Source organism: Xanthomonas indica, from assembly GCF_040529045.1.
In the GTDB taxonomy this organism is placed as follows: Bacteria; Pseudomonadota; Gammaproteobacteria; order Xanthomonadales; family Xanthomonadaceae; genus Xanthomonas_A; species Xanthomonas_A indica.
In genome coordinates, this window is sequence record NZ_CP131914.1 from 2,213,776 (window position 1) to 2,240,408 (window position 26,633).

Below are 26,633 nucleotides of genomic sequence, written 5' to 3' on the forward strand. Positions count from 1 at the left end.
TTCCCCTGCATGGACTCCCGATGAGCGGCACCCAACGCGAACTGACCTTCCGCTTCCTGGCCGAGCCGATCGACGTCAACTACGGCGGCAAGGTCCACGGCGGCGTGGTGATGAAGTGGATCGACCAGGTCGGCTACGCCGCCGCGGTGGGCTGGAGCGGCCACTACAGCGTGACCGTGGCGGTGGGCGGCATCCGCTTCGTGTCGCCGATCCGCATCAGCGACATGGTCACGGTCAGCGCCAAGCTGGTCCACACCGGCACCAGCAGCATGCATTTCGCCATCGAGGTGCGCGCCCGCGATCCGATGGGCGGCGAGCCGCGCCTGTGCACGCATTGCATCATCGTGTTCGTGGCCCTGGACGGCGTCGAAGGCCGGCCGACCGCGGTCCCGGCCTGGCATCCGGATACCCCGGAAGACCATCGCCTGGCCGAGTACGCGCAGAAGGTGATGGAGCTGAGCAAGGGCATCGAGGACACCATCGCCCACTACCACGGCTGAGCGCGCGGCCTACGCGCGCCAGTCCGCCGGCGCGGTGCGGCAGTCGCCATCGAACAGGCGGCCGCCGTGCGCGGCCAGTTCCTGCTGCGCCAGGGCCAGCACCGGCGCACAGTCGGCCTTGGCGAACAGTGCGGCGAAGGCCTGGTCGAAGCGGTGGCCAAAGGCCGGGTCCATCCGTGCCAGCAGGCGCGGCACCCACTTGCCGCTGCCGTACCAATGGCCGCGTCCGCGCAGTGCCAGTTCCGCCAGGCGCGGATGCAGCAGCGCGCCGATCGCGACGATCTCGGCGGTGCTGTGCTCGCCGCACAGGTCGTCGATCAGGTCGGTGATCTCGTAGCGCAGCGCGTCCCGTTGCGCCTGCGTCAGCGGCGCTGGGCCGGCCTGCAGCCGCGCGGCGACCTGGGCTTGCAGGGTGTGGGCCGCGTCCGTCGTGGTGCCGACGATGTGGCCCTCGGCGATCATGTGCAGCAGGCTGGGACGGCCGCGCGCTGCGTCCTCATCGAGGAACCAGGCGAGCGTGCCTGGATCGTGCACGAAGGCCTCGACCGGCACGCCGTCGACCAGGAACGATTCGCGGCGTGCGGCCGGCAGATGCGCATAGACCACGACCAGGTCGAGATCGGACAGGTGCGTGCCTTCGCCGCGCAGGATCGAGCCGGCGGCGAAGCCGAAGGCCGCATCGGCGTAACGGGTGGACAACAGCGATTGCGCGAGCGCCAGTGCCCGTGCGGGCGTGGGCAGGGTGGGGGCGGCCGGCATCAGCGCAGCGCCCGCTGGCGCGGCCAGGACAAGGCCGCATGGCGAACCTGCAGGGCGGGCGAGGGAAGGAGTGTCATCGAAGTGCCGGTGACGCGATCAGGCGGGCCAGCGTAGCGTGCCGATGGGCAACATGGACGGCAGCGCAACTGCAGCGGGCAATGCGGCGAGTCCCGCCGGCGCAGCGCAGGTCGCGGCATGCCAGGTGCGGCCGCGCCGGCGGGTCTCCGTGGTTGCGCGGGCAGGTGTCGCTGGCTGCTGCGACGCTAGCCCGCTCGTCGCTGTCTCCTGCGAGCGGCGTCGCCGTGCGCCAGTGGTGCGGCGGCCAGCCAGGTGGCAGCAAACCGCCGCAACGAAAAAGGCCGCTGTCGCCAGCGGCCTTTCCTGAGGTGTCTGCAGACGGGGCGGCTTACATCGCCACGCGGCGCGCCTGCACGAACTTCTCGCCCCAGTAGCCCGAAGTCAGCGTGTCCACGCGCACGTCCTTGCCGCGGCTGGGGGCGTGCAGGAAGCGGCCCTCGCCGACGTACAGGCCGACGTGGTCGACGCGGCCCTTGCGGCCGAAGAACACCAGGTCGCCCGGCGCCAGCGCGTCGCGGTCCTTGATCAGCTGGGCGTTGGCCTCGCGGGCCATCTCGCGCGACACGCGCGGCAGCTCGATGCCCAGCGCGGTGCGGAATACGTAGCCGACCAGGCCGCTGCAGTCGAAGCCTTCGGTGTCTTCGCCGCCCCAACGGTACGGGGTGCCCAGCAGCGCCATGGCGCGCTTGAGCACGGACTGGACCTTGTCGCCGCCCGGCACCACGCCTTCGCGCGGAACCGGCTGGGACACGTCGTAGTTGGCCAGCAGGCGGCTGATGTCGCCGGCGAACATCGCCGAGCGGTCCATCAGCGGAATGGTGTCGTTGGCGGCCAGGTGCGGCAGCAGGGCGGCCAGGGTGGCGGTGGCGGCGGCGTCGGCCTTGCTGCGCGACGGCGCGGCGGGCGTCTGGCTGGCGGCGGCCGGCTTGGCCGCGGCGATGGTGTTGCTGGTCTGCGCGGCGGCCGGGGCGGTGGTCGCGGCGGCGCCGACCTGGGCCGGAGCGGGGGCGACGGTCGCGATCGCTTCCGGGACGACGGTGTCGGCGGGAGCGGTCTGGGCCAGGGCCGGGAGGGCCGAGAAACAGAGCGAGGCGGTGCAGAAGAGGCGGAAAGCGGTCCGGCGGGGAACGGCGGTCTTGCCTGGAGAGGTCTGGGCTTCGGTCGTCACGCTTGGATCACAAAATAAAACGATGAGGGATCATGCCTTGTAGACAGAAACAGGAAGTTCAAATAAGGTTAAATTTTCGTAATTATGAATGTGGGTGAAATCACAGTTCAACGCAAAACCCGTTTCGCGCCCGTGTAATGGTCCCGCCAGTAGGCCCCGTCCAACGAATCCAGGCGCACCGTCCCGCCGGTGCTGGGGGCGTGCACGAAACGGCCTTCGCCGACGTAAATTCCGACGTGCGTCACATTGCCCGCGCTGCCGAAGAACACCAGGTCGCCGGTGCTCAGGCGCTGCGGGTCGATCCGCGGCCCCTGCACCGCGGCCAGCTCGCGCGAGGTGCGCGGCAGCCGCAGGTCGAGCATGTCGCGATAGACGTAGGCGACCAGGCCGCTGCAGTCGAACCCGGACTCGGGGGTGTTGCCGCCGTAGCGGTAGGGCGTGCCGACCAGGCCCAGCGCGCGCATCAGCACCGCATTGGCCGCGACCGGGTCGGCAGGCGCCACCTGCGGCCACTCGCGCACCGTCACCGGTGCCGGCCGGGTGTGGCGGACCTCGTGGCGTCCGCAGGCCGCCAGCGCGGCGGTGCACAGCAGCGGAAGCCACCACGGGAACGCGCGGCGGCCGCGCGGCGAAACTGGCGTGTTGTGCATGGAGCCGGGATAATGCGCGACCTCAGAAGGCCGCCATGATGGCGGCGCTCCCGGCGGCCGACAAGCCGCCCATCCCGTCTGCCCCCGGCAGCCACAGCGCAGAGTGCACATGAAGATCGAAAAAGACCGCGTCGTCCGTTTCCACTACACCGTTTCGGAAGTCGGTCAAGAACCGATCGAAAGCTCCAAGGACCGCGATCCGCTGGTGATCCTGGTCGGCCACGGCAACATCATCCCGGGCCTGGAGAACGCGATGCTGGACAAGGCCGCCGGCGACAGCTTCGGCGTCGACGTGGCCGCCAAGGACGCCTACGGCGAATACCGCGAGGGCCTGAGCCAGCGCGTGCCGAAGAAGCATTTCGGCGCGGCCAAGCTGCAGCCGGGCAGCCAGGTGGTGCTGCAGACCAACTTCGGCCCGCGCGCGGTGACCGTGCAGAAGGTCGGCATGAGCGTGGTCGACGTCGACCTCAACCACCCGATGGCCGGCAAGGACCTGCACTTCGACGTGGAGATCGTCGACGTGCGCGAGGCCAGCGCCGAAGAGATCGAGCACGGCCACGTGCACGGCGACGGCGGCCACCACCACTGATTGCGTTGGCGGCGGTGCCGGTCGCGCCGGTGCCGCCGGCCCTGGCGCCGCGCGCAGCGGCGCCGTCGCGCCGCCGCGGACGCCGGCGGCCCTCCTGATCGCGGCGAGGGGACATTCGCCGGCCTTCCGCCCGGTGCCCGTCTTGGCTTCCTCCGCCCCCCTGTTGCAGCCCGTCGCGCCCGCCGAGCGCATCGCCACGCTGGACGTGCTGCGCGGCTTCGCCCTGCTGGGCATCCTGCTGATGAACATCGAGGGCTTCGTCGGTCCGCTGGACGCGGCGCTGACCGGCCTGGATCCGGCGCTGCGCGGCGCCGACCGCATCGCCGACGCCCTGGTCTACATCCTGGTGCAGGGCAAGTTCTACACCTTGTTCTCGCTGCTGTTCGGCATGGGCTTTGCGGTGATGGCGCAGCGCGCCGAGACCGCGCGGCGGCCGTTCGGCGGGTTCTTCCTGCGCCGCAGCGCGGGGCTGTTGCTGATCGGCCTGCTGCACGCGCTGCTGCTGTGGTCCGGCGACATCCTGGTCAGTTATGCGCTGCTGGCGTTCATGCTGCTGGCGTTCCGCGAGGCGCCCACGCGCTGGCTGCCGGGGATGGCGCTGGTGGTGTATCTGTTCGCGCCGGCGCTGTGGCTGCTGATCGGCGCGGTGGCGTCGGCGGCGCAGGCCGATCCGCACGCTGCGGCGCAGTGGCAGCGCGACATGGCCGAGCAGGCGCAGCACAGCGCCGCGGCGCTGGCGCAGCAGCGCGAGGTATTCGGCCACGGCAGCTATGTCCAGGCCACCGCGCAACGCGCGCGCGACCTGGTCGAATCGCTGAGCGGGCTGCTGTTCAATGCGCCGAGCATCTTCGGCATGTTCCTGCTCGGCGCCTGGTGCGTACGCAGCGGTCTGGCCGCGCACCCGCAGCGCTTCCCGCGGCTGCTCGCCGCGCTGCGCTGGGGCGTGTTGCCGCTGGGCCTGGCGCTGATGTTGCTGAGCTTCCGGCTGGAGCCGTGGATGGACCCGGCGCGGCTGGATCTGCGCCTGACCGGTGCCTATGCGCTGGCCAGCATCGCCAGCGGTCTGATGGCGCTGGGCTATGCGGCCTGGCTGGTGCGCGCCGCGCCCGCGCTGCAGTGGCTGGCGCCGGCCGGGCGCATGGCGCTGAGCAACTACCTGCTGCAGTCGCTGGTGTGCACCACGCTGTTCTATGGCTACGGCTTCGGCTACTTCGAGCGCTTGCCGCGCGCCTGGCAGATCCCGTTCGCGGTCGCGCTGTTCGCGCTGCAGGTGGTGGTGTCGCACTGGTGGTTGCAGCGGTTCCGCTTCGGCCCGGTGGAGTGGCTGTGGCGCTCGGCCAGCTATCTGCGCTGGCAGCCGATGCGCCGCGGCGCGGCCTGAGCGCAGGCGCTGCCGCGGCGTCCTCACATCTGCCGCGCGGCCGCCCATGGCATGCTCCGCGGCGACCGAGACATGCGACAGGACAGCCGATGGATGACGTGAGAGGCGGCAACACGCCCGCCAGCGATACCGCCCCCCTGCGCGCCGAGCGTGCGTCGTGAGCGGGCCGATCCGCGATTACGACCTGCTGGTACTGGGCGGCGGGTCCGGTGGCCTGGCCACTGCGTTCCGCGCCGCCAGCCACGGCGCGCGCGTGGCGATCCTGGAGCCGAACGCGCTCGGTGGCACCTGCGTCAATGTCGGTTGCGTGCCGAAGAAAGCGATGTGGCTGGCGGCGGACCTGGTCGAGCGCATCGACCTGGCGCGTGCGGTCGGTTTCGCCATTCCCGAGGCCACGCTGTCGTGGGCGGAACTGGTGGCGCATCGCCAGGGCTACATCGGCAACATCCACGCCAGCTACCGGCGGCGCCTGGATGCCGATGGCGTGGTGCTGATCCCGCGGCGCGGCCGGCTGGTCGATGCGCACACCGTCGAATGCGACGACGGCGTGCGGGTCAGCGCCAACCACGTGGTGATCGCCACCGGCGCGCATCCGTTGCGGCCGCAGATCGAAGGCGCCGACCTGGGCCTGGTCTCGGACGACTTCTTCAACCTGTGCGAGGCGCCGCCGCGGGTGGGGATCGTCGGCGGTGGCTACATCGCGGTGGAACTGGCCGGGCTGCTGCAGGCGCTGGGCAGCCGGGTGGAGCTGTACGTGCAGGGCGAGCGCCTGCTGGAGCGGTTCGACGCGGAACTGGCGCGGCAGCTCGCCGACAACCTGCACCACCAGGGCGTGCGCCTGCATTTCGGCTATCGCGCCAGCGCCCTGCGCCGCAGCGGCGAGGGCCTGTGCGTGGTCGATGCGCAGGGACGGCCGGGCGACAGCGTCGACAAGGTGTTCTTCGCGATCGGGCGCCGTCCCAATACCCGCGACCTGGGCCTGGAAGCGCTGGGCGTGCGCCTGGGCGACAAGCACGAGATCGTGGTGGACGATTACCAGAACACCGACGTGCCGGGGCTGTATGCGATCGGCGACGTGGCCGGCAAGGTCGGCCTGACTCCGGTGGCGATCGCCGCCGGGCGCAAGCTGATGGACCGCGTGTTCGGCGGCCGGCCGCAGGCGCGGCTGGACTACGAGAACGTGCCCAGCGTGGTGTTCTCGCACCCGCCGCTGGGCCAGGTGGGGCTGGGCGAGGAGCAGGCGCGCGAGCGCTATGGCGCCGACGCGGTGACCGTGTACCGCAGCAACTTCCGGCCGATGCTGCAGGCACTGGCCGACTCGCCGCAGCGCAGCCTGTTCAAGCTGGTGTGCGTCGGTGCCGACGAGCGCGTGGTCGGCGTCCATCTGCTGGGCGATGGCGCCGACGAGATCCTGCAGGGCTTCGCGGTGGCGTTGAAGCTGGGCGTGACCAAGCAGCAACTGGAGGACACCGTGGCGATCCATCCGACCTCGGCCGAGGAAGTGGTGCTGATGCGCTGAGAGAAAGCGGCGATCCGACGGCTGGCCGGCCGTCGCGCCGTAAAATGGCGGCATGCATGTGTTCTCTCCTCCTTGCCGCGGCGCTGCGCGATGAGCGCGCCCGGTACCTCCGCCAGCGTCGCTCCCGCCGCCACACAGGCCAGCCTCGGCGGTGTGCTGCTCGCCGCGGGCGGTGCGATCGCGTTCTCCGGCAAGGCCATCATCGTCAAGCTCGGCTACCGCTATGGTGTCGATGCGGTGACCCTGCTGGCCTTGCGCATGCTGGTGGCGCTGCCGTGCTTCGCGGCGATGGCGCTGTGGGCGGCCCGGCGCGCGCCGCCGCTGCAGCCCGGCGACCGCTGGCGGATCGTCGCGCTGGGCGTGCTCGGCTACTACCTGGCCAGCTTCCTGGATTTCCTCGGCCTGGCCTACATCACCGCGACCCTGGAGCGGCTGATCCTCTATCTCACCCCGACCCTGGTGCTGCTGATCGGCGTGCTGCTGTGGCGGCGACGTCCGCAGCGGCGCCAGCTGTGGGCGCTGGCGTTGAGCTACCTGGGCGTGTTGCTGGCGTTCGGCCACGACCTGCGCATCGGCGGCGCGCGCACCGCCTGGGGCAGCCTGCTGGTGTTCGGCAGCGCGCTGGCCTATGCGGCCTATCTGGTCGGCAGCGGCCAACTGGTGGCGCGGGTCGGCGCGGTACGGCTGACCGCCTACGCCAGCCTGGTCGCCTGCGCGCTGTGCATTGCCCAGTTCCTGCTGCTGCGGCCGCTGCAGGCGCTGGCCTTGCCGGCACCCGTGTACGCGCTGTCGCTGCTCAACGGCACGCTGTGCACCGCGGTGCCGGTGCTGGCGACGATGCTGGCGGTGCAGCGGATCGGCTCGGCGCTGGCGTCGCAGATCGGCATGCTCGGCCCGGTCTCCACTATCGTGCTCAGCGTGCTGCTGCTGGGCGAGGCGATGGGGCCGTGGCAGATCGCCGGCACCGTGCTGGTGCTGGGCGGCGTGCTGCTGGTGTCGCGGCCGGTGCGGACGCGGCCGGCGGCATGAGTCCACGACGGCCGCCCGCAGCGACGGCAACGGCGTCGGCCACGACGACGGCCGAGGCGCACGCGCGGATCCTGGCGACGATCCAGGCGATCCCGCCGGGCCAGGTGCGCGGCTATGGCGAGGTGGCGATGCTGGCCGGCTTGCCGGGACGCGCACGCCTGGTGGCACGCCTGCTCGGCAGCAACAGCGATGCCGCGCTGCCCTGGCACCGGGTGCTGCGCAGCGACGGCCGCATCGCGTTCCCCGAAGGCTCGCGTGGTTATCGCGAACAATGCCAGCGCCTGCGCGCCGAAGGCGTGGTTGTACAGGGTGGACGCGTGAAGCGCCGAGCGTCACCGGCGCGCGATCTCGATGCCGAGGTGTGGGGGCCGCGGTAGCGAGGCCCACGAGAACTGCGGCGGCCGGTGCCTCAACGCGCAGAAGAGGCCGGCTGTGATTGGCTTACCCCCTCTCCCTTGGGGGCGACAGGGCACGGCGTGCGCGCCACTGGCGCGCGTGCCCTGGAGCGCCCGCGCCGCAAGCGCGGGCCGGGGCGCGGAGCGGGGGTTGGGTGGTGAGGGCAGGGCGGGAAGCGCATGCGGTGTTTCAACTGCACGAGGCTGCGCCCGTACCCTCATCCGCCCCTTCGGGGCACCTTCCCCCAAAAAGGGGGCCATGGTCCCGGGGGGAGAAGGGGGTGCAGGCCCCTCTCCGTCCGGGAGAGGGGTTGGGGTGAGGGCAGGGCGCGAAGCGCACGCGGTGTTTCAACTGCGCGCGGCTGCGCCCGTACCCTCATCCGCCCCTTCGGGGCACCTTCTCCCGCAGGGAGAAGGGGGGGCAAGCCCCTCTCCCTCCGGGAGAGGGGTTGGGGTGAGGGTCGGGGCGCGAAGCGCATGCGGTGCTTCAACTGCACGAGGCTGCGCCCCGAACACCATCCGCCCTTCGGCGCACCCACTGGTGATGGTGCTTGGAAGAGAGGGCTTGGTCCTTGTGGGAGGGACTTCAGTCCCGACGCTGTTTGCGCAGCCTGCGGGTTGGCCGGTGTCGTTCGTCGCGACTGAAGTCGCTCCTGCAGGAGGCAGCGAGAAGGGTGCGGCGGTTCCCTCGGGGGCGATCGCGGTCGAGGCGCCGGAATGCCGCCGCGTCGGTTGGAGTGCAGTCTCCGGCGAGCGGCTATGATGGGGGCAGTTGCCACGGACCCGACCATGTTCCCCAGACTTCCGCCCGTCACCCAAGCGCTGCTGATCGGCAACGTCGTGGTGTTCCTGCTGCAGATGTTGCTCGGCACGGACACGTTCTCGCCCTTCATGCTGTGGCCGATCGGCGCCTTCGATGCGTTTTCGCCCGGGCAGAATTTCCAGCTCTGGCAGTTGCTGACCTATGGCTTCCTGCACGGCAGCTTCTCGCATCTGCTGTTCAACATGCTGGCGCTGTACATGTTCGGCGGGCCGCTGGAACAGACCTGGGGCAACAAGCGCTTCCTGACCTACTACCTGGTGTGCGTGGTCGGTGCCGGCCTGTGCCAGTTGCTGGTCGGCTGGTGGATGCTCAGCAACGGCAACGAGCCGTATCCGACCCTGGGCGCCTCCGGCGGCATCTTCGGCCTGCTGCTGGCCTTCGGCATGCTGTTCCCGAACCAGCGGGTGGTGCTGCTGTTCCCGCCGATCCCGATGAAGGCGCGGACCTTCGTCATCGTGTTCGGCGCGCTGGAACTGCTGATGGGCTTCACCGGCTGGCAGCCGGGCGTGGCGCATTTCGCGCATCTGGGCGGCATGCTGTTCGGCTGGCTGATGATCCGCTACTGGCGCGGCCAGCCGCCGTTCGGCAAGCGCAAGCCGCCGCGTCCGCGCATCGTGCGCTGAGCGCACGCCGGCCTCCGCGCGCAGGCATCGCCGCGCGCGCAGCGCCCTCGCGTTGACAGCCGCCTGCGCAGCGCAGGCGCCGACGACACGTTTTCCCATCCCTGAACGCAAGACGGCGCGGTTGCCCGCGCCGTCTTGCTGTGCGTGCCTGGCCGGCGGCTAGCGCCGGCAGCGGCTCACGGCCACAGGTGGATCTGCTCGGCCTCGCTGCGGACCATCGGCTGGCCCGGCTTGCAGGTGAAGGTCGCGGCGAAGGCGGGCAGGTTGGCCAGCGCGCCGTTGGTGCGCCAGCGGCCAGGCGCGTGCACGTCGGCGGTGACCCGCTGCACGGCTTCGTTCGGCGACAGCTGCTGCGCCCACAGGCCGGCCCAGGCCTTGTAGAACGCCTGCTTGCCGGCCTCGCTGGCGCTCGGCTGCGCGGCGCCGTAGGCCTGCCAGGCCAGTTCGACGCTGCCGATGTCGGTCAGGTCCTCGTCCTGGGTCAGCGGGCCGTTGACCTTGGCCCCCTTCACGCCGGGGAAGTCGTAGGCGCCGTACTGCGCGGCGGTGCGGGCGGCCAGCGCGTTCCAGGCGCTCTTGTCCTCCGGGGTCCACCAGTTGCGCAACTGGCCCTGCGCGTCGACCTGGCTGCCCTTGTTGTCGATGGCGCCGATCAGTTCGTGCGCGACCATCGCGCCGTAGGCGCCGTACAGCGCCGCGGCGTCGCCGCCGGCCGCGTACACCGGCGGCTGCAGCACCGCGGCGGTGACGATCAGGCGGTTCTGGGCGATGTCGTAGGTTAGCGCCGGCTGCTGCGGCAGCACGTCCCAGCGGCGGTCGGCGTTGCCCTTGCCGATGCGCTTCATCTCCTCGCGGTGACGCCAGGTGGAGGCGATCAGCATGTTGCCGCCGAAGCTGCCGCGGCCCATCGGCTGCAGGGTGTAGTCGAGGTCACGGCGCGGCGCGCCGACTTCGATCTTCAGCGCGGCCAGCTTGGCCTGCGCCTCGGTGCGCGCCGGCTCGCTCAGCCAGGTGCTGCGCTTGACCGCGGCGATCTGCGCGTCGCGCACCTGGTCGGCGATGGTCTCGGCCTGGCGGCGGGTGTCGGCCGACAGGTAGCGGGCCACGTACTCGCGGCCGAGCATGGGGCCGGCGGCGACGTTGATCGCGTCCAGCACCTGCGCCCAGCGCGGCGGCGGCGCGACCTGGCCCTGCAGCACGCGGCCGCGGAACTCGAAGCTGGCGTCGCGGAAGCTCTTGGACAGGTACGGCGCCATCGCATCGCCCACGCGCCAGCGCAGGTAGGCCTTCCACTGCTCAGGCTTGATGCTGACGATCATGCCGTCGAGCTGCTTGAACATGTCCGGGTCGGCCATCGACACCAGGTCGTCGTTGACGCCCTGCGCCTTGAGGAAGGCGTCGAGCTGCAGGTTGCGGTACTGCTTGTTCAACTCCTTGGTCGAGATCGGCGCGTAGTTGTTGAACGGGTTGTTGATGCCTGCCAGCGACTTGGCGCTGCGCGCCAGCGCGGTCTCGATCTGCAGCACCGACTGGGTGTCGGCCTCGAGCCGGTCGGCTGGGGTACCGGTCAGGGTCAGGATCTGCTTGATGTAGGTGCGGTAGCGGCCCATCAGCGCCAGGGTGTCGGCGTCGGTGCGGGTGTAGAAGGCCGGGTCGGGCAGGCCCATGCCGCCCTGCATGAAGTAGCCGATGTGGCGGTCCAGCGCCTTCAGGTCGACGTCGGCACCGAAGTTGAACGCGACTGGGATGCCGATCTGGTGCAGCGCGGCGATCGAGGCCGGCACGTCCTTGGCCTTCTTGATCGCGTCGATGCGGCCGAGCAGCGGCGCGATCGGATTGGACCCGTCCTTCTCCACCGCGGCCTCGTCCAGGCCGCTGGCCCAGAAATCGCCCAGCGCCTTCTGCACCGCGTTCTGCGGCGACTGCATGGAGGCGTCGAGCAGGTCGCGCTGCTGTTGCTGCGCACGCTCGGCGAGCTGGCCCAGCGCGGTGACCGCGCCGGTCTGCGGCACCGGATTCTGCTTCAGCCAGTCGGCGTTGGCATCGTCGTAGAAGTCGCTGCAGGCGGCGCTGATCGGCGGGGCCTTGGGCGCGGCGGCGCGCTTCTTCTTGGGCGCGGCATCGGCGGCCGAGGCGAGGGCGATCAGGCCGAGGGCGACGGCGAGGGCAAGCGGACGGGCATTGGGCATCGGGAACGCATCCGGTCAGGATTAAAGTCGGCGGAGTTTAACAAGCCGCGGTGTGCAACTGTGGCGATGACGCGCGTCCATCGCCCAACCGGATTCAGCGAGCGGCTTGGGCAACCACGGACGCCTGTGGCCGCGCAGGGCGGCCGGCATCGCCGCCGCTGCCGCAGATCGGTGTTCACGCAAAGAAAAGGCCCGGACATGCCGGGCCTTTTCGCGAGACGGCGGTGACGCTGCCGCTTACCAGATCACCACGCGCTTGTCGCCGCTGCGCACCATCGGCGCGCCCGGCTTGCACTGGAACGCGGTGGCGAAGGCCTCCAGGTTCGACGGCGCGCCGATCGCGCGGAACTGCGCCGGGGCGTGCGGGTCGGTGGTCAGGCGCACCATCGCGTTCTGCGGGGTGTACTTGGTGCGCCACACCGTGGCCCAGTTGATGAAGAAGTTCTGGTCGCGGCTCATGCCGCCGACCTTCGGGTCGTCCTTGCCCTCGGTGGCCTTCTTCATGGCGTCGTAGGCGGTGGTGATGCCGCCCAGGTCGGCGATGTTCTCGCCCAGGGTCAGCTTGCCGTTGACGTGCTTGCCATCGACTTCGTAGCCGTCGAACTGCTGGACCAGCTTGCCGGTGAGCGCGGAGAACTTCTTGGCGTCGGCCGGGGTCCACCAGTTCTCGAAGTTGCCGGTCGGCCCGAAGCGCGCGCCCTGGTCGTCGTAGCCGTGGGTCATCTCGTGGCCGATCACCGCGCCGATGCCGCCGTAGTTGAACGCGTCGTCGGCCTTGGGGTCGAAGAACGGCGGCTGCAGGATCGCCGCCGGGAACACGATCTCGTTCTGCAGCGGGTTGTAGTAGGCGTTGACCGTCTGCGGGGTCATGCCCCACTCGGTCTTGTCCACCGGCTTGCCGATCTTGCTCAGGTTGTACTTGTAGTTGAACGCGGTGGCGGCGCGCACGTTGTCCAGGTAGCTGTCGCGCTTGGTGGTCAGGCTGCTGTAGTCGCGCCACTTGTCCGGGTAGCCGATCTTCGGGGTGAAGGTCTTCCACTTCTCCAGGGCCTTGGCCTTGGTCTCGTCGCTCATCCAGGTCAGCTTCTCCAGGCGCGCCTTCAGCGCCTGGCTCAGGTTCTGCACCAACTGCTGCATCTTGGCCTTGTCGTCGGCCGAGAAGGCGACCTTGACGTACATCTGGCCCATCGCCTCGCCGGCGCCGTTCTCGATGCTGCCGAGCACGCGCTTCCAGCGCGGCTTCATCTCGGCCTGGCCGTTGAGCTCCTTGCCGTAGAAGGCGAAGTTCTCCTGCGCGAAGGCATCGCTCAGGTAAGGCGAGGCGCTGTCCACGGTGTGGAAGCGCAGGTAGGCACGCCACACCGACGGGTCGGTGTCGCCCAGCGCCTTGCTCACTTCCTGATGGAACGCCGGGATCGCCAGCGAGAACTTCTCCGGCACGGCCACGCCCTGCGACTCGAAGAACTTGGTCCAGGGGAAGTTCGGGGTCAGCTTGTCGGCCTCGGCCGGGGTGACCGGGTTGTAGGCCAGTTCGGCGTCGCGCGAGAGCTGCTCGCTGGACTTGGACACCTTGGCCAGGCGGGTTTCCAGCGCCACCACGTCCTGCGCCTGCTTGGCCGCATCGGCGGCCGGCACGCCGGCCAGTTCCAGCACCTTGGCCACGTGCGCCTGGTAGGCCTTGAGCTTGTCCTGCTTGTCGGCGTCGACGTAGTAGCTGCGGTCGGGCAGGCCCAGGCCGCCCTGCATGGCGTAGGCCATGTTCATCGTCGAGTTCTTGAAGTCGGCCTCGGCACCGAAGCCGAACAGGCCGTTCTCGCCCTTGGCCGCGCTCTGGCGCAGGTACTCGGCGATCGCCGGGCCATCCTTGAGGCCGTCGATCGCGGCCAGGTCGGCCTTCAGCGGCTCGATGCCCTGGGCGTTGATCTTGGCTTCGTCCATGCCCGAGGACCAGAAGTCGCCGACGATCTTTTCCACGCCCTGCGGGTTGGCGGCAGAGGCGGCCTGTTCGGCCAGCTGGTGCTGCACGGCCACCGAGCGCTCGTCCAGGATCGAGAACGCGCCCCAGCTGCTGCGGTCCTTCGGAATCTCGTTGGCGGCCAGCCACTTGCCGTTGACGTAGCCATTGAAGTCGTCGCAGGCGTTCTTGCTGGCGTCCAGGTCGTCGACGTTGAACGCGTTGTAGGCCGGCAGCTTGCTGGTGTCGAGCTTGAGCTCGGCCGGTGCCGCGGCGGGGGCGGCCGCGGGGGCGGGCTTGGCGGCGTCGGCGGCGGGCGCGGCGCTCTCGGGCTTGTTGCAGCCGGTCAGCGCGGCGCTCACGGCCAGGGTCAACAGCAGCATCTTGGGATTGCGAAGGGTCACAGGCAGGCTCCAGGCCGACGTGGATAAAGGAATGGCCCGCACGGGCCGTGGCGAGACTCTACGCCGCCACGGGAGGTTTCAGGGGTGTCGAAGGTCATGGGCGGCCGCGCGCGTTGGGCCCTGGGACGGCCGCGTCGCCTGCCGGTCGGCAGGCCCGCCGGCGCTGGCTTACCATGCGGCCATGACCCGTGAATCGCCATGCGATGCCCTGATCGTGGGCGCCGGCCACAACGGCCTGGTCTGCGCCGCCTACCTGGCGCGGGCCGGCTGGAAGGTGACGGTGCTGGAGCGGCGCGGCGTGGTCGGCGGCGCCGCGGTGACCGAGGAATTCCACCCCGGGTTCCGCAACTCGGTGGCGTCCTACACGGTGTCGCTGCTGCAGCCCAAGGTGATCGCCGATCTCGACCTGGCCGGGCACGGCCTGCGCATCGTGCCGCGCCGGCGCAACAACTTCCTGCCGTTGCCGGACGGTCGCTACCTGCTGACCGGCGCCGGCCACACCCAGGCCGAACTGGCCAAGTTCTCCGCGCGCGACGCCGCGCGCCTGCCGGCCTACGAGGCGCGGCTGGAGGGCATCGCCGACGTGCTGCGCGCGTTGGCGCTGCAGCCGCCGCCCAACGTCACCGACGGCGGCTGGCTGCAGGCCTTGCCCGAACTGCTGCGCGCCGGCCGCCTCGGCCGCCGCCTGCACGCGCTGGACGCGGAACTGCGCCAGGACCTGCTGGACCTGTTCACCATCTCCGCCGCCGAGTATCTGCAGCGCTGGTTCGAGAGCGACGCGGCGCAGGCGCTGTTCGGCTTCGACGGCATCGTCGGCAACTACGCCAGCCCGTACACGCCGGGCTCGGCCTACGTGCTGCTGCACCACGTGTTCGGCGAGAGCAATGGGGTCAAGGGCGCCTGGGGCCATGCGCTGGGCGGCATGGGCGCGATCACCCAGGCGATGGCGCGCGCCGCGACCGCCGCCGGCGCGCAGATCCGCACCGATGCGGGCGTGCGCGAGATCCTGGTCGAGGACGGGCGCGCGGTCGGCGTGGTCACCGAGCAGGGCGAGCGGTTGCGGGCGCGGCGCGTGGTCGCCAACGTCAATCCCAAGCTGCTGTACGAACGCCTGCTCGACCCGGCACACGTGCCGGCCGCGACCCGCGCGCGCATGGCGCACTGGCGCTGCGGGTCGGGCACCTTCCGCATGAACGTGGCGCTGTCGCGCCTGCCCAGTTTCAGCGCGCTGCCGGGGCCGGGCGACCACCTCACCGCCGGCATCGTGCTGGCGCCGAGCCTGGACTACATGGACCGCGCCTATCACGACGCGCGCCGGCATGGCTGGTCGCGCGAGCCGATCGTCGAGTTGCTGATTCCCAGCACCCTGGACGACAGCCTGGCGCCACCGGGCCAGCACGTGGCCAGCCTGTTCTGCCAGCACGTGGCGCCGCAGTTGCCGGACGGGCGCAGCTGGGACGCGCACCGCGACGAGGTCGCCGAGCTGATGATCGCCACCGTCGAGCGCTACGCGCCGGGCTTCGCCGCCTCGGTGCTGGGCCGGCAGGTGCTGAGCCCACTGGACCTGGAGCGCACCTTCGGGCTGATCGGCGGCGACATCTTCCATGGCGCGCTGAGCCTCAACCAGTTGTTCAGTGCGCGGCCGATGCTCGGCCAGGCGGCCTACCGCGGTGCGATTTCCGGTCTGTTCCTGTGCGGCTCGGGCACCCATCCCGGCGGCGGCGTGACCGGCGCGCCCGGCCACAACGCGGCGATGGCGCTGCTGCGCGGCTGAGCGGCGGTCCCGCGGCAGGGCAAAAAAAACCCTGGCATGGCGGCCAGGGCGAGGAAAGGCGCGGCGCGTGCAGCGCGCCGCGCGGGCCACGGCGGCGCGCCGTGGCGTTGTCTGCGCGCGGGGTCAGGGCGTGCCGGCCTGCGCGCGACCGCCCAGATGCGCGTCGAAGAACGCCAGCATCCTGGTGTAGAGGTTGAGGTTGTGCTCCTCCTTGTAGAAGCCGTGGCCTTCGCCGGATTGCACGATCACGCCTTCGGGCGGATGCCCGGCGTCCTGCAATGCCTTGGCCAGCGCTTCGGTGTGCTCCGGCGGGCAGCGGTCGTCGCGGGCACCGGCGGCGAGGTAGATCGGCAGGGTCAGCGCCTGTACGTGATGGATCGGCGACATCCGCTCCTGCTCGGCACTGCTGCTGCCGAAGGCGCGCAGCAGGTAGCGCCTGCCGCTCTCGCTCTTGCTGGTGTCGCTGAGCCGCAGCTGGAGCTTGGCGTCGTACATGCCGACATAGCCGAACGCGCACTGGAACAGGCCCGGCGCGCGCACCGGCGCCATCATCGCCGCGTAGCCGCCGAAGCTGCCGCCGTAGATGCAGATGCGCGATTTGTCGACCAGGCCCTGCTGGATCGCGTACTGCGTGCCGTCGACGATGTCGTTCATGATGCCGCCGTCCCACTGCCCGTAGGCACGGTCCATGAACGCCTTGCCGAAGCCGCCGGAGCCGCGGTAGTTGAGTTGCAACGTGGCGTAGCCGCGGCTGGCGAACAGTTGCGCCTCGGAATGGAAGCCCCAGCTGTCGCGCGGCCCCATCGGCCCGCCGTGCACGTTGACGATCAGCGGCAGATTCTTGGCCTGTGCCCCGGCCGGCACGGTGAGGTAGCCGTGGATGCGCAGGCCGTCGCGGGCGGTGAACTGGATCGGCGTGACCGTGGCCATCTTCGCCGCATCGATCCACGGCCGGCTCTTCATCAGGAAACGCGCCTTGCCGGTGGCGCGCTCGTACAGGTACAGCTCGCCCGGGTTCTGGTCGCTGCGCACGCTGACCACGATGGTGTCGCCGGTGCGGGTGGCGCTGGCGAAATCGACGTATTGGCCGGGAAAGGCCGCGGCCAGGCTGGCGTACAGGGTCGCGTCCGGATGCGCCTCGTCGATCAGCTTGACCTGCGGCGCGCCGGCCTCGGTGACGACGGCCAGTGCGGTGTCCGAGCCGTCGGTGGCGGTGATGGTGCGCGCGACCTCGCTGGTGGCGTCCTGGAACAGCGAAACGAAACGTCCGCTCTGCGGATCCAGGTAGCCGAACGCACCGGGCGCCTTGCCGTCGTCGCGGGTGGCGTAGACGCGGCCGTCGGCGGTGGACCAGGCGATGTCCAGACGCGCGCCGTCGGCCTTGCTGGCGTTGATCAGCTCCCACTTGCCGTCCTTCAGCGCGTACACCTCGCTGTGGCTGTCGTAGCCGGTGTCGTCGTCCTTGTCGCTCTGGCAGGTGGCGAAGGCGGGCTGCTTGGCGGCGTCCAGGGCGATGGAGCAGTTCGCCTTGGGCGCGCGGCCCAGCGACTTGCGCCGCCCGCTGAGGGTGTCGATCAGCACCACCTCGGTGCCGGCGCCCTCCGAGGAGCGCGGGTAGCGCACCTGCATGACCACGTTCTGCTCGTCGTCGCGCAGCGTGTCGAGTAATGAGAAGGCTTCGCGGCCCACGCTCTTGCCGCGCTGGGTGACGCCTTGCGTGCCGTATTCGATCAGGGTACGCGGCTGGCTGCCATCGGCGTCGACCGCGAACCATTCGCCGGTGCCCATCGGCCGCTCGAACGCACCGACCTTCTTGACGGCGGTGAACAGCAGCCGCTTGCGGCCGGTCCAGTAGAACGCGCCGACGCTCTTGCCGTCGGGCAGTACATTGACCTTGATCGGTTTGAGGTCGCGCGTGCCGAGCACGGTCAGCACGTCCTGTTCGCCGCGGTCCACGGTGAGCGCGAGATACTCACCGTCCGGCGAGATCTTGACCGCACTGTAGGTGGGGCGCTTGACGAAATCCGAAATGGGCGGGGGCGCGGCCGCGGCGGCACTGCCGTGCAGGCACAGCCCCAGCGCGCAGAAAGCAACGAGTCGTTTCACGAGCATCCTTTTTGCGTGATTGCACACAGCGAGAGCCCGATGCCGGGCTCTCGCTGACCTCCAGTGCGCGTGCCGCGGCTCAGCGGAAGCGGTACTGGAACTCCGCCGCCACTTCACGGCCGTACGGGCTGTAGGCACGCCAGAAGTACGGATACGTGTTGTAGCCGCTGTCCTTCGGGTGGGTCTTGTCGAACACGTTGTTGACGTAGAAGTTGACCGTCAGCTTGTCGGTCAGCTTCTTGCCCACGTTGGCGTTCCAGATGAAGTACGGCGCGATGCGGCCGGTTTCCTGCCAGTTCGGCAGGCTGCCGTAGCGGAGCATGAACACGGCCGCCTGCCAGTCGTTCCGCTGCCAGGTTGCGGTGGTGCGGATGCGGCTGCGGAAGTCGAAGTTGCTCAGGTCGTCGCGGTAGTCGAGGATCGGGTCGCCCTTGAACTCGGCCGACTTCTGCTCGAGGGTGTGCGAGTAGCCCACCTGGAAGCGGAAATCGCCCAGCCGGTCGGTGTCCAGGCGGTAGTCCAGCGACGCGTCGATGCCCTTGGTGCCGAGGAAGGCGCGGTTGATCGGGCCGCGACGGATCTCGGTGATCTGGCCGTCGTTCGGCGTCCCCGGCGCGCTGAGGCGGGTCACCCGCGACAGCATGTCGGCGCAGAACGCCGAACCCGGCGCACCCAGGGTGAACGGGTTGCGGTTGCGGGTCAGCCCGGTCACGCAGCCGGCTTCGCCGTCGAGGATGTAGGTGGAGGTGATGTCGGCCACCACGTTCTTCAGGCGGATGTCGTAGTAGTCGGCGGTGACCGACAGGCCCTCGAGCACGTCCCACACGAAACCGGCGGTCCACGACGTGCCGGTTTCCTCGGACAGGTCGGTGGTGCCCTGGCGCACGCCGTACGCGGTGTAGTTCACCGTGGTGTCCGAGGTCGGGCACTGCGCCGCGGCGCGGCCGCTTTCCAGGCAGCGACGGGTGTCAAAGATGCTGGAGAACGAGCCGCTGCGATCGGCGAACACGTAGTGCAGGTCGGGCGCGCGGAAGCTGGTGGAGTAGGAGCCGCGCAGCAGCAGGCTGTCCAGCGGACGCCATTCCAGGCCGGCGTTCCAGGTCTTGGCGTCGTCCACCGCGGTGACGTCGTCGTACTTGTCCAGGCGTCCGGCCAGGTGCGCCTTCAGCGAACTGAGGATCGGGATCGACAGCTCCACGCCCAGCGCGTAGCGGTCGCGCTTGCCGCCGCCGCCGGTGCCGGTGAGGTTGTACGGACGGTCGGCGCCGGTGTAGTCGGGCAGGATGCGCGGGTCGGCATTGAGCTTGTACTCCTGCTGCGAGGCTTCGACGATGCCGGCGAAGCCCAGTGCGCCCGCCGGCAACTCGAACAGGTCGCCGGAGAGGACGAAGCTGCCCTGGTTGACGTGCGAGTTGGCGTCGGTCTTGACCGTGGTGCTCAGCGCCGCGAACTGGTCCGGGGTCAGCGCGCTGTAGTAGCGCTGCTGGTTCAGGCGGTACACCGGATAGGTGGCGCCGCCGACCACGCGGGTACCCAGCTGCTGGCCCAGGAAGTAGTCGTTGACCGCCGACGCCACCAAGCGCGGCCGGTCGACCTTCACCTTGTACTCGGCGCGCGACAGGGTCAGGTCCCAGTCGAAGCGGTCGCCCCACTTGCCGCGCAGGCCGGCGGCGAAGTCGTAGGACTTCTCCTTGTTGCGTGCCATCAGGTGCTCGACGCCGCCGGCTTCCTGCGGGGCGAACACCCGCTGCGCGTCGACCAGCGCGTTGAAGCCGGGGTCGAACCACAGCGCGCCATTGGTGCGGCCGGACCAGAACTGGGTGCCGGCGGTGTACTTGGACTCGGAGGACCACGCCTGCAGGCTGGCCCAGCCCTGCATGCCGCCGTCGAAATCGAAGGTGCCGTAGGCGTAGCCGGACAGGTCGTTGTTCTCGTTGCGGATGGTCTGGTAGGCCGGGTCCTTGAACGTGCCGCAGGCCTGGCCGAGGTTGGTGATGGCACCGCTGGCGCTGGCAGTGCGGTAGTTCCAGCGCACCCACTCGTCGCCCAGCTGTTCGCACGCGCCGGCCGGCGGTGCGAAGTAGGAGTTGGTGGTCGAGCCGGTGCGGCGGCGCACGCGCATGGTGCCGGTCGGCTGGATGCCGACGAAGGCCGGCGGGAAGGGATTGTCCTGCGACGAATCCATGAAGTCGCGCTGGTAGCCGTACAGCGGTTCGCCGGCGGTGTATTCGAAGGCATAGGTCAGGCTCCAGCGGTCGCCGGTCTTGCCGCCGATCCACTGGAAGTCGCCGGTGTCGCCGCCGCCGCGGGTCAGGGTGCTGCCGCGCAGCTTGACCAGGTCGCCCTCGTAGTTGGTCTTGAGGATGACGTTGACCACGCCGGCGACCGCGTCGGAGCCGTAGATGGCCGAGGCGCCGCCGGCGAGGATCTCGATGCGGTCGACCGCCGCGGCCGGGATGTTGCCGAAGTTGGCGAAGTTGCTCTGGCCGTTGTAGGGCAGCGGGTAGTCCGCGGCGCGGCGGCCGTTGATCAGCAGCAGGGTGCGGCCGGGGCCGAGGCCGCGCAGGTTGATCACGCTGGCGTTGGGGGTGAAGCCGCCCTGGAACAGCTCGTTCTGGGTCGAGCCGGAGGCCTGGGTGAGCGTGCTCAGCGCATCGAAGACGGTGTTGAAGCCTTCGCGCTCGATCTGGGTGGCGGAGATGATGGTGACGGGCGAGGGGCCCTCGACTTCGGTGCGCTGGATGCGCGATCCGGTCACGGTCACCTTCTCGAGGGTGCGCGCCTTGGCGCCGGTGGCCTCGGTCAGTTGTTCCGTTTCCGATTCCTCGTTCGCGGGCTGGCTTTGCGCCAGCGCCGATGCGGCGGGCAGGGCCAGAATGGCGGACACAGCAACGACCAGAAGACTCCGCTTGGGAGTCGGTGCTTTGACTGACATTGACAAATTTCCCCTAGATGCATGTGCAGTACCCGGGTCCCTTCCTGGACAGGTACGTGTAGAGAGTGTGAGGTCCGTTTCACGTTTCGTGACCGTAGCATGAACGAATCGGAAAAGTAACGAAAAATTTTCGTTACATGACATGGTTTTGAAGCGGGCCTGCTGTAGGGGCCGCCTCGACGGCTGCGCGCTGGGGTCAGGGCTGACGCAACTGCTTGTCGCGGCGGCGCTTCCATCCAGGCGAGCGGTGTTTCGCACCGCGTTCGCCCAACGTGGCGCATGCGTCAGCCACGGGCAGCAGACACCCTCGGCGTGCACGCGCATGCTGCGCTGCAGTCATAATCGGAGACCGTCGCGGGCCTGCATGCCACCGCGGCCAGCCTTCCAGGGGAGATCGGGCGCATCCATGAGCGAACAGGTTCAGCTCTACAACCAGGCCATCGCCGCGCTCAACCGCAGCGACTGGCCGCAGGCGCAGCGCATCGCGCAACATCTGCTGCAGGCCTTGCCGCAGCATCCGGGCGTGCATTTCGTCGCCGGCGTGGCGGCGCTGGAGCTGCAGCAGATGCAGGTTGCGGCCATGCACCTGCATCAGGCGGCGACCCTGAACCCCGAGCGCGCCGACTACGCGGCGCAACTGGCGCGGGTGCTGGCGATGGGGCGATTCCTGCAGGATGCGCAGCGTTTCGCCGATCATGCGATGGCCTTGCAGCCCACCGATGCGCATACCCTGGACACGCTGGGCGTGGTCTATAGTCAGGTCAACGAACATGCTGCGTCGCTGCGGGCGTTCACGCTGGCGGTGCAGGCGGCGCCGCAGCAGGCCAGCTTCCGCTACAACTTGGGCACCTCGCTGCTGTTCTCCGGGCGGCTGCAGGAGGCCGAGGCCGAATACCGCGCCTGCCTGGCGCTGGAGCCGCGCTACTGGAAGGTGTATCTGTCGCTGTCGCAGCTGCGCAAGTGGACGCCGGAAGAAAACAATCTGGCCTTGCTCGACGCCGCTCTAGCGTCGGCCGGCGACACTCCGGACGCGGTGCTGTACCTGAACCTGGCGCTGGCCAAGGAGCACGAAGACCTCGGCGATTACCGCGCGGCGTTCCGCGGCTATGTGCAGGGCAAGTCGATACACAAGCGGGCGCGCAGCTATACCTCCGAGCGCGATGCGCGCCTGTTCGATGCCCTGCAGCGCAGCTTCCGCACCGACGACGCGCCGGTGGCGGGCTTCGACAGCGAGGAGCCGATCTTCGTGATCGGCATGCCGCGCAGCGGCACCACCCTGGTCGACCGGATCCTGTCCAGCCATCCGCAGGTGCACTCGGCGGGGGAGCTGCAGAACTTCTCGGTGGTGCTCAAGCGCTTGACCGGCACGCCATCGCCGGAGATCCTCGACGTCGCCACGCTCAGCCAGGTGCAGGGACTGGACTGGCGTGCGCTCGGCCGCGGCTATGTCGAATCCACGCGCCCCGGCACCGCGCTGAAGCCGCGCTTCGTGGACAAGCTGCCGCACAATTTCCTTTACGCCGGCCACATCGCGCGCGCCTTGCCGAAGGCGAAGATCGTGTGCCTGCGGCGCGATCCGATGGACACCTGCCTGAGCAACTTCCGCCAGCTGTTCGCGCTGTCCTCGCCGTACTACGACTATTCCTTCGACCTGATGGATGTCGGCCGCTACTTCCTGATGTTCGACCGGCTGATGGCGCACTGGAACGCGGTGCTGCCGCAGCGCATCCTGCAGGTCGACTACGAGGACCTGGTGACCGCGCAGGAGCCGACCACGCGCCGGTTGCTGGACTTCTGCGGCCTGCCCTGGGACGCGGCTTGCCTGCATTTCGAGCAGAACCAGGCGCCGGTGGCCACCGCCAGCGTGGTGCAGGTGCGCACGTCGATGACGCGTTCCTACATGGGCCGCTGGCAGCGCTACGGCGAGGATCTGGACGAGCTCAAAGCGCTGTTGTCGGCGTTCTATCCCTAGCGCCTCGGCGGCCTGGCTTGCTTGCGGCTGCTTGCCGCGGTGCTCACCGCGCGTCGCGATGCTTGCGCGTGCCTTGTCGCGCAATGGCGCTGGCGCGCGGCACGGCGCGCGCAAATGGTCCGTCGCGCATGCGCTTGGGTGAGAGCGAGGCCGCGTCCAGTACATGGCGCCGACGCGCCGAAGCGGATGCCGCGGCGTGATCGCGGCGATCGCGCCGCCTGCCGCTTGCAGCGGGTGAGGCAGGGCCGCCGTTCCACGATCTGCCGCGCATAAAAAAACCCACCCTTGCGGGTGGGTTTCTTCATTTCCTGCACGCGTTCTTACTTGCCGAACGAGTAACGCATTTCCAGGTAGTACGCACGGCCGTACACATCGAAGTTGTATTCGTTGTACGCCCACTGCGCGCTGCCCGGGTAGGAGGCGTCGAACGGCGGCATCTTGTTGAACACGTTGGTCACCATCAGCGACAGCTCCATGCCCTCGAACGCCTTGTAGGTCACGCTGGCGTTGTGGGTGATGTGCGACGGCAGCTTGCCGGCGCGCGGAGCGGCGTAGCCGTCGGCGCTGATCGTGGCGGCGTAGTTCGGGGTCTTGTCGAACCAGCTCGCGTACCAGGTGGTCGAGAACTTGCCGATGTCCCAGGTCAGCGACGCGTCGGCCTTGCGCTTCGGATCGGTGCTCCAGTACGGATCGTTCAGCAGGTCCACCGGCTGGTCGCCCGCATAGCGCACGTACTTGTGGCGCAGGTTCTCGCTGTAGCTGGCGATGGTGCTCAGGTCACCCCAGCGGCCGAAGTCGTAGCCATAGCGGAACGAGGCGGTGACCGCTTCCAGCTTCTGGTTGGAGACGTTGACCTTCGGCGTGTAGATGTTGGTGATCTGGCCGGCCGCGTTGCGCGTGACCTGCGAGAACGTGGCCTGGCACAGCGCCGAGGCGGCATCGTCGATGCCGGCGCGGCAGCGGTAGTCCTGCAGGCTCAGACCATTGGCGCTCTGCTGGGTGACCTCATCGCTGATGTCCCAGTTGAGGTAGTCGACGGTCAGCGCCATGCGGTCCACCGGCGACCACACGAAGCCGGCGCTCCACACATCGGCGTTGATCGGCTTCAGGTCCAGGCTACCGGACTGCGTGCCACGGAACTGGCGGTTGGAGTACGCGGCCGGGCAGTTGTCGGTGTTGCCCGGCAGATAGCCGCGCCGCGCGCACTGGTAGTAGTCGATGACGCTGCTGTAGTAGCCGCTCTGGCCCTGGTACAGATCGGACAGGGTCGGCGCGCGGAACGCGGTGCCGTACTTGCCGCGCAGCAGCAGGGTCTCGAACGGACGGTACTCCAGCGAGATGCTGTAGGTCGGCTTGTCGATGGTGCGGCCGCTGGCCTTGAACGCATCGTAGCGGCCGGCCAGGGTGATGGTCAGCGGGTCGAACACCGGCATGCGCAGTTCCGAGGTCAGCGCGTAGCGGTCGCGCTGGCCGCCGCCGGCCACCGAGGTCAGGCCCCAGACTTCGCCGTTGAGGATCGCCGGGTCCGGATCGTAGTCCCACTTCTGCTTGCCGTATTCGCCGACCACGGCCAGCCCCGCGTCGCCGCCGGGCAGGCTGAACAGCTTGCCGTTGGTGGCCTGCACGCGAATCATGCCGTCGGAGGTCTTGCTCTTGTTGGTCGCATGGCCGGTGAAGCTGGCGAACTCCGCCTGGGTGATCGGCGAGTAGAACGCCGCGTAGTTCGGCGCATACACCGGATAGGTGTCGTACAGCGGATCCAGGCCGAGCTGCGGGCCCAGCACCTTGTTGATGAAGAACTGGTCCACCGCGTTCTTGTAGCGGACGAAACTGCGCTCCTGCAGCTTGTACTGGGTATAGGTGACGCCGGCGTCGTAGTCCCAGCTCGACTGGCCGAGCTGGCCCTGGGCACCGAAGGTCACACGCACCGAGTCGCTCTTGTCGCGGCTCATCGTGTCCTTGATGCCGTTGATGCCCATTTCTTCCGGCGCGAACGAGCGCTGCAGGTTCAGCAGGTCGCCCACGTTCGGATCGTAGTAGTAGCCGAAGTCGGCGCTGGTGCCCCACCACAGGTAGTTGGAACCGGAGTGGTACTTGACCTCGTCGTGGCTGTAGAGCACGTCGCCATACAGTTGCACGTTGTCGTTGAGGTCGTGGGTGGCGTGCACGTAGGCCTGCAGCGACTTGTTGCCGCTGTCCAGGGTGCGGTATCCCGGGGTGTACTTGGAGCCGCAGTAGTAGGTGTCGCCGAAGCCCGGGCGCTGCTGCTTGGCGATGGTGCCGCCGAACAGGCCGCTCAGGTTGCTGCAGTTGTTCGGGTCCAGGAACTTGTAGCTGGTGAACGGGCTGTAGACCAGGAAGTCGCGGCTCGGCAGCTGGGCGGTATAGCCCTGCGTGTTGAACTGCTTGGTCATGTCGCGCTGGTAGCCCCAGATCGGATCCTTCTCTTCGTACTGCAGGCCGCCCAGCACGCTGGTGCGGCCGTCGGCCGAGGTCCAGCCGTCGGCGAAGGTGGCGCGGAAGTTGCTGCCGCCGCCCTCGGAGTAGCCGCCGCCGCGGATGCTGAACACCGCGCCGTCCATCTTCTTCTTGAGGATGACGTTGATGACGCCGGCGATCGCGTCGGAGCCGTACAGCGACGACTGGCCGCCCGGCAGGATCTCGATGCGGTCGACCAGGTCGATCGGAATGCCGCTGATGTTGTTGAAGGTGTCGCTGCCGTTGTACAGCGCCGGATAGTTCGACATCGGGCGGCCGTCGATCAGGTACTTCACGTAGCCCGGCGGCAGGCCGAACAGGCTCACCGTCTTCGCGCCCTGGGTGAAGGTGCCCGAGGTCTGCCCGCCCTGCACGCCGCCGGTGGCGAACGAGCTCTTCTGCAGCACGTCGGCGACGGTGCTGAAGCCGCGCGCCTTGATCTCTTCGGCATTGATCGTGGTGACCGGGGTGGCGGTCTCGATCTCGGTCTGCGGAATCAGCGAGCCGGTGACGGTGATCTTCTCCAGGTCCGTCGCCTTGTCGGTCTTGCCGTCGGTCGTGGCGTCCTGCGCGAAGGCGGCGAACGCGGCCGGGACAAGCATGGCGGAGGCCAGCGCGGCACTCAGGTGGCTGTGCTTGAAACTACGAGTATGACGAGCAGTCATCTTTCTCTATCCCCGAAAATCAATCGATAAGGCGAGGGGCCTCGTGCCGCGACATGTGCCTTGAAAGTGGGGTCGCATCCTGCGACCAACCCAAACGTAACACGGACTTAACGCCGTTTGTACATGGGTGTCACTTTTTTCGTCTACAAGCGAAAAGTGCCGTGAACACGCCGGAAACGTCGGTAAACAGCGGGCTTCGGCGTATGTGTAGACAAATTCCACGCTGCTTTGCACCATTGCGGGGCATTGCGGGTACAGGTTTCTGAACTTCGTTGCGTCGGTGCGATACGCGCCCGGGAGGGCCCGCCCCCATTAGCTGGTATCGACATCGCCTGCGGCTTGGTCAGGTTGTCGGCGCACCATTTCGGTGAGTGAGATTTGCCATCGTGGGGCGTGGCGGCGTGGGCCGTGCCGTCGATCGCCTGGCATCCCTGCATCGGGCTCCTGTGCGGGTCGATGTCCGCCCCGATGGCAGACCCGGGCGAATGGCGCGCCGCTGCGGCTACCGGGTGCCATTTGCGCAAATTCGCCAGCGGTCGCATCGCTGCGGGACCCTGCACGGGGACACTTGTATAGTCATGTGTCTGTGCGACCCGCGACGCTGCCGCTGCCCGCGGCCCGTTCGTGGGCCATGTGTCCTCT

At 69.0% G+C, this 26,633-nt stretch carries 17 protein-coding genes; 9 read left to right on the forward strand and 8 right to left on the reverse strand.

Annotated features, from left to right (window positions below; translation table 11 throughout):
• Positions 1–20: 20 nt before the first annotated feature.
• Positions 21–500, forward strand: a complete 480-nt coding sequence (locus tag Q7W82_RS09665) for an acyl-CoA thioesterase (protein ID WP_010341292.1) — start codon at positions 21–23, stop codon at positions 498–500.
• A 9-nt stretch (positions 501–509) separates the two neighbouring features.
• Here Q7W82_RS09665 and Q7W82_RS09670 read toward each other — a convergent pair whose 3' ends face one another.
• The 3 genes from Q7W82_RS09670 to Q7W82_RS09680 all read right to left on the reverse strand — a co-directional run bounded on the left by Q7W82_RS09670 (position 510) and on the right by Q7W82_RS09680 (position 3,155).
• Entirely contained in the window at positions 510–1,259 is a 750-nt protein-coding gene (locus Q7W82_RS09670) for a nucleotidyltransferase domain-containing protein (RefSeq protein WP_242156663.1), read from the reverse strand.
• 406 nt (positions 1,260–1,665) lie between these two features.
• Positions 1,666–2,505 (reverse strand): C40 family peptidase, encoded by an 840-nt coding sequence (locus tag Q7W82_RS09675; RefSeq protein ID WP_242156664.1) that lies wholly within the window; start codon positions 2,503–2,505, stop codon positions 1,666–1,668.
• A gap of 107 nt (positions 2,506–2,612) precedes the next feature.
• On the reverse strand, positions 2,613–3,155 hold the full coding sequence (locus Q7W82_RS09680; protein WP_242156666.1) for a C40 family peptidase: 543 nt from the start codon (positions 3,153–3,155) through the stop codon (positions 2,613–2,615).
• 109 nt (positions 3,156–3,264) lie between these two features.
• Between Q7W82_RS09680 and Q7W82_RS09685 the strand changes: the two genes are divergently transcribed.
• The 6 genes from Q7W82_RS09685 (at position 3,265) to Q7W82_RS09710 (ending at position 9,514) form a co-directional block, all read left to right on the forward strand.
• Positions 3,265–3,744 (forward strand): peptidylprolyl isomerase, encoded by a 480-nt coding sequence (locus Q7W82_RS09685; RefSeq protein WP_160947964.1) that lies wholly within the window; start codon positions 3,265–3,267, stop codon positions 3,742–3,744.
• A gap of 142 nt (positions 3,745–3,886) precedes the next feature.
• A complete protein-coding gene (locus tag Q7W82_RS09690) occupies positions 3,887–5,125 on the forward strand; it encodes a DUF418 domain-containing protein (protein WP_242156667.1) in 1,239 nt (412 codons plus the stop codon).
• 157 nt (positions 5,126–5,282) lie between these two features.
• Positions 5,283–6,644 (forward strand): glutathione-disulfide reductase, encoded by a 1,362-nt coding sequence (gorA, locus tag Q7W82_RS09695; protein ID WP_242156668.1) that lies wholly within the window; start codon positions 5,283–5,285, stop codon positions 6,642–6,644.
• 90 nt (positions 6,645–6,734) lie between these two features.
• Positions 6,735–7,673 (forward strand): DMT family transporter, encoded by a 939-nt coding sequence (locus tag Q7W82_RS09700; protein ID WP_242156669.1) that lies wholly within the window; start codon positions 6,735–6,737, stop codon positions 7,671–7,673.
• Positions 7,670–8,050, forward strand: coding sequence for an MGMT family protein (locus Q7W82_RS09705; protein WP_242156670.1), 381 nt, complete (start codon positions 7,670–7,672; stop codon positions 8,048–8,050). Before Q7W82_RS09700 ends, Q7W82_RS09705 begins: the two co-directional genes overlap by 4 nt.
• 807 nt (positions 8,051–8,857) lie before the next feature.
• Positions 8,858–9,514 carry a rhomboid family intramembrane serine protease gene (locus Q7W82_RS09710; protein WP_242156671.1) on the forward strand — a complete coding sequence of 219 codons (657 nt, stop codon included), beginning with the start codon at positions 8,858–8,860 and terminating at the stop codon, positions 9,512–9,514.
• A gap of 176 nt (positions 9,515–9,690) precedes the next feature.
• On the opposite strand, the gene Q7W82_RS09715 is transcribed toward Q7W82_RS09710, so the two are convergent.
• A complete protein-coding gene (locus Q7W82_RS09715) occupies positions 9,691–11,703 on the reverse strand; it encodes a M13 family metallopeptidase (protein ID WP_242156672.1) in 2,013 nt (670 codons plus the stop codon).
• Between the two features lie 237 nt (positions 11,704–11,940).
• The gene (locus tag Q7W82_RS09720; protein ID WP_242156976.1) at positions 11,941–14,040 is read right to left on the reverse strand and encodes a M13-type metalloendopeptidase; all 2,100 of its coding nucleotides are present in this window, start codon (positions 14,038–14,040) and stop codon (positions 11,941–11,943) included.
• Between the two features lie 202 nt (positions 14,041–14,242).
• Here Q7W82_RS09720 and Q7W82_RS09725 point away from each other — a divergent pair, with 202 nt between their 5' ends.
• Entirely contained in the window at positions 14,243–15,835 is a 1,593-nt protein-coding gene (locus tag Q7W82_RS09725; protein ID WP_242156673.1) for an NAD(P)/FAD-dependent oxidoreductase, read from the forward strand.
• Positions 15,836–15,958: 123 nt separating this feature from the next.
• Here Q7W82_RS09725 and Q7W82_RS09730 read toward each other — a convergent pair whose 3' ends face one another.
• Positions 15,959–17,947 carry a S9 family peptidase gene (locus tag Q7W82_RS09730; RefSeq protein ID WP_242156674.1) on the reverse strand — a complete coding sequence of 663 codons (1,989 nt, stop codon included), beginning with the start codon at positions 17,945–17,947 and terminating at the stop codon, positions 15,959–15,961.
• 73 nt (positions 17,948–18,020) lie between these two features.
• Complete coding sequence (locus Q7W82_RS09735) at positions 18,021–20,828, reverse strand: TonB-dependent receptor (protein WP_242156676.1); 2,808 nt, start codon at positions 20,826–20,828, stop codon at positions 18,021–18,023.
• Positions 20,829–21,282: 454 nt separating this feature from the next.
• Between Q7W82_RS09735 and Q7W82_RS09740 the strand changes: the two genes are divergently transcribed.
• Complete coding sequence (locus Q7W82_RS09740) at positions 21,283–22,848, forward strand: sulfotransferase (protein WP_242156677.1); 1,566 nt, start codon at positions 21,283–21,285, stop codon at positions 22,846–22,848.
• 320 nt (positions 22,849–23,168) lie between these two features.
• Here Q7W82_RS09740 and Q7W82_RS09745 read toward each other — a convergent pair whose 3' ends face one another.
• Positions 23,169–25,928: a TonB-dependent receptor gene (locus tag Q7W82_RS09745; RefSeq protein ID WP_242156978.1), complete on the reverse strand. Its 2,760-nt coding sequence runs from the start codon at positions 25,926–25,928 to the stop codon at positions 23,169–23,171.
• Between the last annotated feature and the right edge of the window lie 705 nt (positions 25,929–26,633).

What these genes read in the sequence shown, in the direction of transcription:
- Q7W82_RS09725 (WP_242156673.1), top strand. Translation starts at nt 14,243, where the DNA reads ATGACCCGTGAATCGCCATGCGATGCCCTGATCGTGGGCGCCGGCCAC.
- Q7W82_RS09740 (WP_242156677.1), top strand. Translation starts at nt 21,283, where the DNA reads ATGAGCGAACAGGTTCAGCTCTACAACCAGGCCATCGCCGCGCTCAAC.
- Q7W82_RS09685 (WP_160947964.1), top strand. Translation starts at nt 3,265, where the DNA reads ATGAAGATCGAAAAAGACCGCGTCGTCCGTTTCCACTACACCGTTTCG.
- Q7W82_RS09715 (WP_242156672.1), bottom strand. Translation starts at nt 11,703, where the DNA reads ATGCCCAATGCCCGTCCGCTTGCCCTCGCCGTCGCCCTCGGCCTGATC.
- Q7W82_RS09700 (WP_242156669.1), top strand. Translation starts at nt 6,735, where the DNA reads ATGAGCGCGCCCGGTACCTCCGCCAGCGTCGCTCCCGCCGCCACACAG.
- Q7W82_RS09745 (WP_242156978.1), bottom strand. Translation starts at nt 25,928, where the DNA reads ATGCTTGTCCCGGCCGCGTTCGCCGCCTTCGCGCAGGACGCCACGACC.
- Q7W82_RS09680 (WP_242156666.1), bottom strand. Translation starts at nt 3,155, where the DNA reads ATGCACAACACGCCAGTTTCGCCGCGCGGCCGCCGCGCGTTCCCGTGG.
- Q7W82_RS09670 (WP_242156663.1), bottom strand. Translation starts at nt 1,259, where the DNA reads ATGCCGGCCGCCCCCACCCTGCCCACGCCCGCACGGGCACTGGCGCTC.
- Q7W82_RS09665 (WP_010341292.1), top strand. Translation starts at nt 21, where the DNA reads ATGAGCGGCACCCAACGCGAACTGACCTTCCGCTTCCTGGCCGAGCCG.
- Q7W82_RS09710 (WP_242156671.1), top strand. Translation starts at nt 8,858, where the DNA reads ATGTTCCCCAGACTTCCGCCCGTCACCCAAGCGCTGCTGATCGGCAAC.
- Q7W82_RS09720 (WP_242156976.1), bottom strand. Translation starts at nt 14,040, where the DNA reads ATGCTGCTGTTGACCCTGGCCGTGAGCGCCGCGCTGACCGGCTGCAAC.
- Q7W82_RS09705 (WP_242156670.1), top strand. Translation starts at nt 7,670, where the DNA reads ATGAGTCCACGACGGCCGCCCGCAGCGACGGCAACGGCGTCGGCCACG.
- Q7W82_RS09730 (WP_242156674.1), bottom strand. Translation starts at nt 17,947, where the DNA reads ATGCTCGTGAAACGACTCGTTGCTTTCTGCGCGCTGGGGCTGTGCCTG.